6 protein-coding genes are annotated in these 7094 nt (G+C 69.0%); 4 read left to right on the plus strand and 2 right to left on the minus strand.

Annotation, left to right across the window (positions count from 1 at the left end; genetic code table 11):
- Positions 1-6: 6 nt before the first annotated feature.
- From NBRGI_RS49730 to NBRGI_RS31100, 3 genes are all read left to right on the plus strand, one after another.
- Positions 7-1335, plus strand: a complete 1329-nt coding sequence (locus NBRGI_RS49730) for a thioesterase domain-containing protein (RefSeq protein WP_370627872.1) — start codon at positions 7-9, stop codon at positions 1333-1335.
- 241 nt (positions 1336-1576) lie between these two features.
- Entirely contained in the window at positions 1577-2569 is a 993-nt protein-coding gene (locus NBRGI_RS31095; RefSeq protein WP_029900750.1) for an alpha/beta hydrolase, read from the plus strand.
- Positions 2570-2695: 126 nt separating this feature from the next.
- Entirely contained in the window at positions 2696-3931 is a 1236-nt protein-coding gene (locus NBRGI_RS31100; RefSeq protein WP_029900751.1) for an Nramp family divalent metal transporter, read from the plus strand.
- A gap of 7 nt (positions 3932-3938) precedes the next feature.
- Here the strand turns inward: NBRGI_RS31100 and NBRGI_RS31105 are convergent, their stop codons facing one another.
- Together NBRGI_RS31105 and NBRGI_RS31110 are read right to left on the minus strand one after the other, a co-directional pair.
- Complete coding sequence (locus NBRGI_RS31105) at positions 3939-4967, minus strand: SDR family oxidoreductase (RefSeq protein WP_029900752.1); 1029 nt, start codon at positions 4965-4967, stop codon at positions 3939-3941.
- Positions 4968-5043: 76 nt separating this feature from the next.
- The gene (locus tag NBRGI_RS31110) at positions 5044-5865 is read right to left on the minus strand and encodes an enoyl-CoA hydratase-related protein (protein WP_029900753.1); all 822 of its coding nucleotides are present in this window, start codon (positions 5863-5865) and stop codon (positions 5044-5046) included.
- Between the two features lie 130 nt (positions 5866-5995).
- On the opposite strand from NBRGI_RS31110, the gene NBRGI_RS31115 reads away from it, so the two are divergent.
- The coding region (locus NBRGI_RS31115; protein ID WP_036561628.1) for a TetR/AcrR family transcriptional regulator at positions 5996-7094 on the plus strand (1099 nt) is incomplete at its 3' end.

Below are 7094 nucleotides of genomic sequence, written 5' to 3' on the forward strand. Positions count from 1 at the left end.
CCGTCGGTGCGGCACGCCGCGGTCGCGCTGGTCCACGGCAGCACCGGTGACCGGCTCGTCGGCTACCTGGTCGCCGCGCCGGGGGAGATCGTCGACACCGCCGCGGTGCTGAGCCACGCGCGCGGTGCGCTGCCGTCCTACATGGTGCCGTCGACGTTCGTCGTGCTGGACGCGCTGCCGCTCAACCCGAGCGGCAAATTGGACCGCAAGGCCCTGCCTGTACCCGAATTCGCCGCGCGCCCCTACCGTCCGCCGACCACGCCGCTGGAGCGGACCATCACCGAGGTCTTCGCCGAGGTGGTCGGCGCCGAGCAGGTCGGCTTGGACGACGACTTCTTCGACATCGGCGGCAATTCGCTGGTGGCGACCCGTGCGGTCAGCAGATTGCGCACGCTCACCGGGGCCGAGGTCCGGGTGCAGTGGTTCTTCACCGACTCGACCCCGGCGGCGCTGGCCGCCCGCATCCTGGCCGCGCTCGCCGGAGACCACGACTACGACCTGGAATCGAACGCCGCGCTCGGCGTGCTGCTCTCGATCCGCACCAGGGTGCCGCACGACACCGCGGCCGCCGAGCCGCTGTTCTGCATCCACCCGATGTACGGATTGTCCTGGTGCTACGCGGGTCTCGCGCGCTATGTGCCCGCCAGCACGCCGATCTTCGGCCTGCAATCGCCGGCGCTGTCCGAGGACGGCTACCTGCCGACCTCGCTGGCCGAGATGGCCACCCGGTATGTCCGGGAGATCCGGGCGGTCCAGCCGGAGGGGCCGTACCGGCTGCTCGGCTGGTCGCTCGGCGGCGTGCTCGCGCACGCCATCGCGACGGAACTGCAGGCCGCGGGCGAGCAGGTCACGCTGCTCGCCATGCTCGACAGCCATCCCGACATCGATGTGACGGACTTCCGCGCGGCGATCCGGGAGGCGCTGGCCGAGCTCGGCATCGGCGCGCACGCGCTGCTGCCCGAGGACGGCGACATCCACGACCTCAGTGAAGAAGCACTCGCCGCGCTGCACGCGACCATTCCGCCGGACATGGCCGTGCTCACGCCGGAGCGGGTGCGCCGGATCTACCGCAGCGCCGTGCGTTCGGCCGAGCTCATCGCCGAGCACCGGCCCGCGGTGTTCCGCGGCAGGCTCGACTACTTCAGCGCGGCCGGTCACGAGACCGCGGCGCAGAATTGGTACCCGTTGGTCGAGGGCCGTGTCGAAGATCACCCGATCGGCGTTCCGCACGATCAGATGACCTCGCCGGAAGCCTTGGCGGACATCGGTCCGGCCCTGTCGCGCCTGCTCGATCCGCGCACCGGGGACACGGCGCGCAAATCGGGTCTGACGTGACGAAATCGAGACTGCTCAGGCATGATGGGCAACGCTGCGGTAACGGTGACCCCTGTCGGCACGACTACATAGGCCGTATGGTCTGGCGCAGGTGTGTCCAGGGCGCTATCGCCGGCGCGTGGGGCATGCAGATGACATTTCGAGACGAAGCGAAGGTGCGAAATTGATACGTCGACAGACTCGGCGCGGCGGCCTACGTGCCGCGGCGGCGATCGCGGCAACGGCGGTCCTTGCGGGCGTGATGACCGGTCTGGGCGTGACCACCGCGTCGGCTGCTGACCCGATCATCGACGGGAAGAGTCTGCTGGCCAACCCGACCGCTCCCGACGGTTCGAAGATCACCAAGGCCGAGTACAAGGACGACCGGAACATCCGGCTGTACGTGTACTCCGCGGCGATGGACCAGAAGGTCATCATCGACGTGCAGCGTCCGGCCGACGCCTCGGTGCCGCGCCCGACGCTGTACCTGCTCAACGGTGCGGGCGGCGGCCAGGACGACGCCTCCTGGCAGGCGAAGACCGACGCGCTGAAGTTCTTGTCGGACAAGAACGTCAACGTCATCCAGCCGATCGGTGGCAAGTGGAGCTACTACACCGACTGGATCAAGGACGACCCGACGCTCGGCCGCAACAAGTGGAAGACCTTCTTCACCGAGGAGCTGCCGCCGCTGGTCGACGGCGCTCTCGGCACCAACGGCGTGAACGCGATCGCGGGTCTGTCCACCTCGGGCACCACGGTGCTCGCGCTGCCGATCGCCAAGCCCGGCCTGTACAAGGCGGCCGCGGCGTACAGCGGTTGCGCGCAGACCAGTGACCCGGTCGGCTCGGAGTTCGTGAAGCTCACGGTCGAGACCTGGGGCGGCGGCGACACCGAGAACATGTGGGGCCCACAGGGTTCCGCGGAATGGGTGGCCAACGATCCCTACGTGCACGCCGAGGGCCTGCGCGGACTGGACCTCTACATCTCCACCGGCAACGGCCTGCCCGGCCAGTACGACACGCTGGACGGCAAGTACGCGCTGCCCGGCGCCTACGGTCTGGCCAACCAGATCATCATCGGCGGCGTGATCGAGGCGGGCACCAACTTCTGCACCAACAACCTCAAGAACAAGCTGGAGTCGCTGGGCATCCCGGCGACCTACAACTTCCGCAACAGCGGCACCCACTCGTGGGGCTACTGGCGCGACGAGTTCCAGCTGTCCTGGCCCGTCCTCGCCCGAGGACTCGGTATCTGAGGTAGCACCGAATACCGACCGGCCGCCCGGTTACGCCTGCTCGGCGTAACCGGGCGGTCGGCTTTTACGGGTACCACTAACGTAAAAGTTCGGGAACCCGTAAAATTCTGTTCTGTGAGTACAACCTTGGCTGAGTCCGCTAAATCCGCCACCCAGCGCGCCCGGGCGGCCAGCCTGCTGCTGGGTCCGGCGTTCGTGGCCGCGATCGCGTACGTCGACCCCGGCAATGTCGCGTCGAACATCAGCGCGGGCGCGCAGTTCGGGTATCTGCTCGTGTGGGTCATCGTGATGGCCAACGTGATGGCGGGCCTGGTCCAATTCCTCTCGGCCAAGCTGGGTTTGGTGACCGGGTTGTCGCTGCCGGAAGCGGTGCGCGACCGGTCCGGCAAATGGACCCGCCTGGCCTACTGGGGGCAGGCCGAGACCGTCGCGATGGCGACCGACCTGGCCGAGGTGGTCGGCGGCGCGATCGCGCTGAACCTGCTGTTCGACCTGCCGCTGCTGGTCGGCGGCGTGATCACCGGCGTGGTCTCGATGGGTCTGCTGCTCGTGCAGGACAGGCGCGGCCAGCGCCCGTTCGAGCGGGTGATCACCGGCCTGCTCGCCATCATCGCTATCGGCTTCCTGGCCAGCGTGTTCATCTCGCCGCCCTCGGTCGGGGGCACGATCGGCGGACTGGTGCCCCGATTCCAGGGCACCGAGAGCGTGCTGCTCGCCGCGGCGATGATCGGCGCGACGGTCATGCCGCACGCGGTGTACCTGCACTCCGGCCTGGCCCGGGATCGGCACGGCCACCCGGAGCCGGGACCGATGCGGGCCAGGCTGCTGCGCGTCACCAAGGTCGACGTGCTGCTGGCCATGCTGCTCGCGGGCACGGTGAACCTGGCGATGCTGCTCATGGCCGCGAACACGCTGCGCGGTCGCGAGGTCGAGACCCTGCAGGACGCGCACACCGCGGTCGGCGATGTGCTCGGCCCGGTCGCCGCCCTGCTGCTCGCCATCGGCCTGCTCGCCTCCGGGCTGGCCTCCACCTCGGTGGGCGCCTACGCGGGCGCGATGATCATGCAGGGCCTGCTGCGCAGGCATATTCCGCTGATGGTGCGGCGGCTGGTCACCCTGGTCCCGGCACTGGTGATTCTGGCCATCGGCATCGATCCCACACGCGCGCTGATCATTTCGCAGGTGGTGCTCTCGTTCGGCATCCCGTTCGCGTTGATCCCGCTGGTGCGTCTGACCAGCGATCGCACCCTGATGGGCGCCGACACCAACCACCGCGTCACCACCGCGCTGGCCTGGCTGATCGCCGCAATCATCTCCGCGCTCAACGTGGCGCTGATCTACCTGACCATCACCGGCGCGTGAAAGCCGTTCAGACTACCCAATTCTCGATCCAGTACCGCCAGATGAGCGGGGCGTAGCCGGCCAGCGGCGGGACCTTGATATCGGTGCCCGCCAGGCCCGCGGTGGTGTTGCGGCAGTCGAACCAGCAGCTGAACTCGCTGTGCTCCAACACCTCTCGGGGCACGCCGACGCGGGGGAGCAGCCAGCTCGCGCCGGGCACCTGTAAAGCCATGTCCAGCGCGCGTTTCGGCATCACCTCGACCAGGTGCGGCGCGCCCGCCTCGTCGGCGAACAGGTTGAGCGCCTCGGCCACGCCCTGCCTGCGGGGGTCGATCAGGTGATAGGTCTGCTCGTTCGGGCCGCCCCGGTGCGCGAGATGGTCCAGCGCGCGGGCCACGAAATCGACCGGGACCATGTTGGTTTCGCCTAGTTTGGGCACCAGCACCGGCAGAATGCGCGGCAACTGCGCGCCCATCCGGAGCAGCCGGAAGAAGTAGTACGGGCCGTCGATCCGATCGATCTCGCCGGTGCGGGAATGGCCGATGACGATCGACGGACGATAGATGCGCCAGGGCAGCGCCGACGTGCGCACGATCCGCTCGGCTTCGAATTTGGCGCGCTGGGCCGGCGTGCTGAGCTGCTGGCCCTCGTCGAACATGTCCTCGGTGAACAGGCCGGTCGCGGTGCCGGCGATATCCACCGTCGAGACGTGATGCAGCAGACCGGCTTTCAGGCTTTCGGCGACGTCGACCAGATGCTTGGTGCCGTCGCCGCGCTCGGCCGTGTCGTAACTGGACGCCAGATGGAAGACATGATCGATGGTGCCGCGGTGGGCGGCCAGCCAGGCCGGGTCGATACCCAGCCCCGGTGCGCCGAGGTCGCCGCGCACCGCCTGCACCCGATCGCCGCCGTCCCATTCCCGGGCGCAGCAGGTGAACCGGTCGGCGGACTCGACGCCCGGCCGCACCAGCACATGGATGTCGCCCTCGCGTTTCAGCAGCTCGGGGATGAGAAAACGACCGATGAACCCAGTTGCCCCGGTAACCAGGTAGCCCATAGCCGATCAACATAGCTCATCGGCCGCGTCGCGTCTGCAGCCCAGACCCGGTGCGCCGACCGCGGCGCGCGCCCGATCAGTCGGCGAAGACGGCCTTGCGCTTGGTCAGCATGGCGGTGGCGCCTTCGGCGAAGTCCGGGGAAGTCAAAAGTTCGCTCTGCCCGGACTTTTCGGCGGCCAAGGCGGCGTCGAGGGACGTCAGCGTCGCCTGGTTCAGCGCTTGCTTGGTGAGCTCGAGGGCGCGGCGGGGGCCTGCGGCGAGCTTGGCGACCGCGGCCTCCACCTTCGCGTCGAGCTCGGCCTCGGGGACCACCGCGGTGAACAACCCCGCCGCTTCGGCCGCGGGTGCGGGCAGGCGCTCGCCGAGCAGTGCCATCTCTGCCGCCACGGTGCGGCCCGCGGCGGCGGCGATCATCGCGGCCGCGCCGCCGTCGGGCATCAACCCGATGTTGATGAACGCCAGCAGGAGGTAGGCCTCCTCGCTGGCGTAGATCAGATCGGCGGCCAACGCGATGCCCACGCCCACCCCTGCGGCCGCGCCCTTCACCCGGACCACCACCGGGATCGGCGCGTCCACGATCGACTTCACCAGCCGGTTGGCCGCGTCCATCGTCATCTCGGGGGTGATGCCACGCTGCGCCTCGGCCACCGAGGTGGACAGGTCGGCGCCGGTGCAGAAATCGCTGCCCTCGCCGGTCAGCACGATCACCCGCACGGAGCGGTCGGTGGCCGCGGCGGCGATGGTGTCGCCGAGCGCGACCATGGTGTCGTAATCGACCGCGTTCTTGCGCTTCGGCTTGGTGAGGGTCACCCGCAGGACCTTGCCGTCCCGTACCGCCGAGAAGCCCGCGGCAGGCCCGGCGGATGCGGTCACAGCCGCGGAATCTGTATTGCTCATGTTCGCTCCTACGCTGCAACTCTGCGGCTATCGTGCCATGAATACTGGTTAACTTTGCGAATTGTGGTTAACTTAGGTTCCATCGTCGGGCGCTGTCAACCAGCGCCGCCGCAGCAGAACGGAGAGGTGCATGGTCGCGGAACGCAGCGAGGTCGGCCTCGCTTCCGCGCGCCCTGATGCCGGACCCGTGCGCCGCAGGCCCAAGGATCGCAAGGTGCAGATCATCCGGGCCGCCGCGCGCGCGTTCAGCGACCGCGGGTACTACCCGGTCGGCGTGGACGAGATCGCCGCCGAGGTCGGGATCTCCGGTCCCGCGCTGTACCGGCACTTCACGAACAAATACGCGCTGCTCGTCGCGGCCGCGGAAGAAGGCGCGCGGCACCTGCTCACCGTCGCCCGGGCCGCCGACGATCCGCAACTCGAACCCGCCGCCCGGTTGGACGCGCTGATCAGGGCGATCAGCGAACACACCATCGAGATCCGCCGCGAGGCCGGGCTGTACCGCTGGGAGCGGCGCTACCTGGAACGCGAGGACCGGATCCGGATCCGTGCGATCTACGACGACCTGAACGCCACCCTGGCCGACCCCATCGAGCAACTGCGTCCGGACAGTCCGCCCGCCGACGTCGCGATGCTGGCCGCCGCGGTGCTCAGTGCGATCGCCAGCATTTCCGCGCATCGCAGCGCGCTGTCCGGCGCCAGGCTGCTGCCGCTGCTGCGCGATATGGCATGGGCGATCCTGCGCGCCGACCTGCCGCCCGCGCCGCCGGAACCGGAGCCGGGCCCGGTCACCCGTGGCCTGCCGGTCTCGTCGAAACGCGAACAGCTGCTCACCGAGGCGATCCGGATCTTCGGGCGCCAGGGCTATCACGAGGCGAGCATCGAGGAGATCGGCGCGGCCGTCGGCATCAACGCGTCGAGCGTGTACCGCTACTTCGCCAGCAAGTCCGATCTGCTCGCCGCGGCGTTCTATCGGACCGGCGACCGCGTGGCGCTCGCGATCACCGAGGCTCTTGCCGAGGCGACCAGCCGAGCCGACGCCGTTCGCCGGATCGCCGAACGGCAGGCCAAACTCACGTTCCAGATGCCGGAGATCATGCCGGTCTACTACGCCGAGTTCAGCAACCTGCCCCCGGCCGAACAGCACAAGCTGCGGGCCATCCAACGCCAGAACGTGCTGGAGTGGGCCAATCTGCTCGACGGCGACCCGACCGAGGCGCGGTTCCGGG

This window comes from Nocardia brasiliensis IFM 10847, from assembly GCF_000710915.1.
Classification (GTDB): Bacteria; Actinomycetota; Actinomycetes; order Mycobacteriales; family Mycobacteriaceae; genus Nocardia; species Nocardia brasiliensis_A.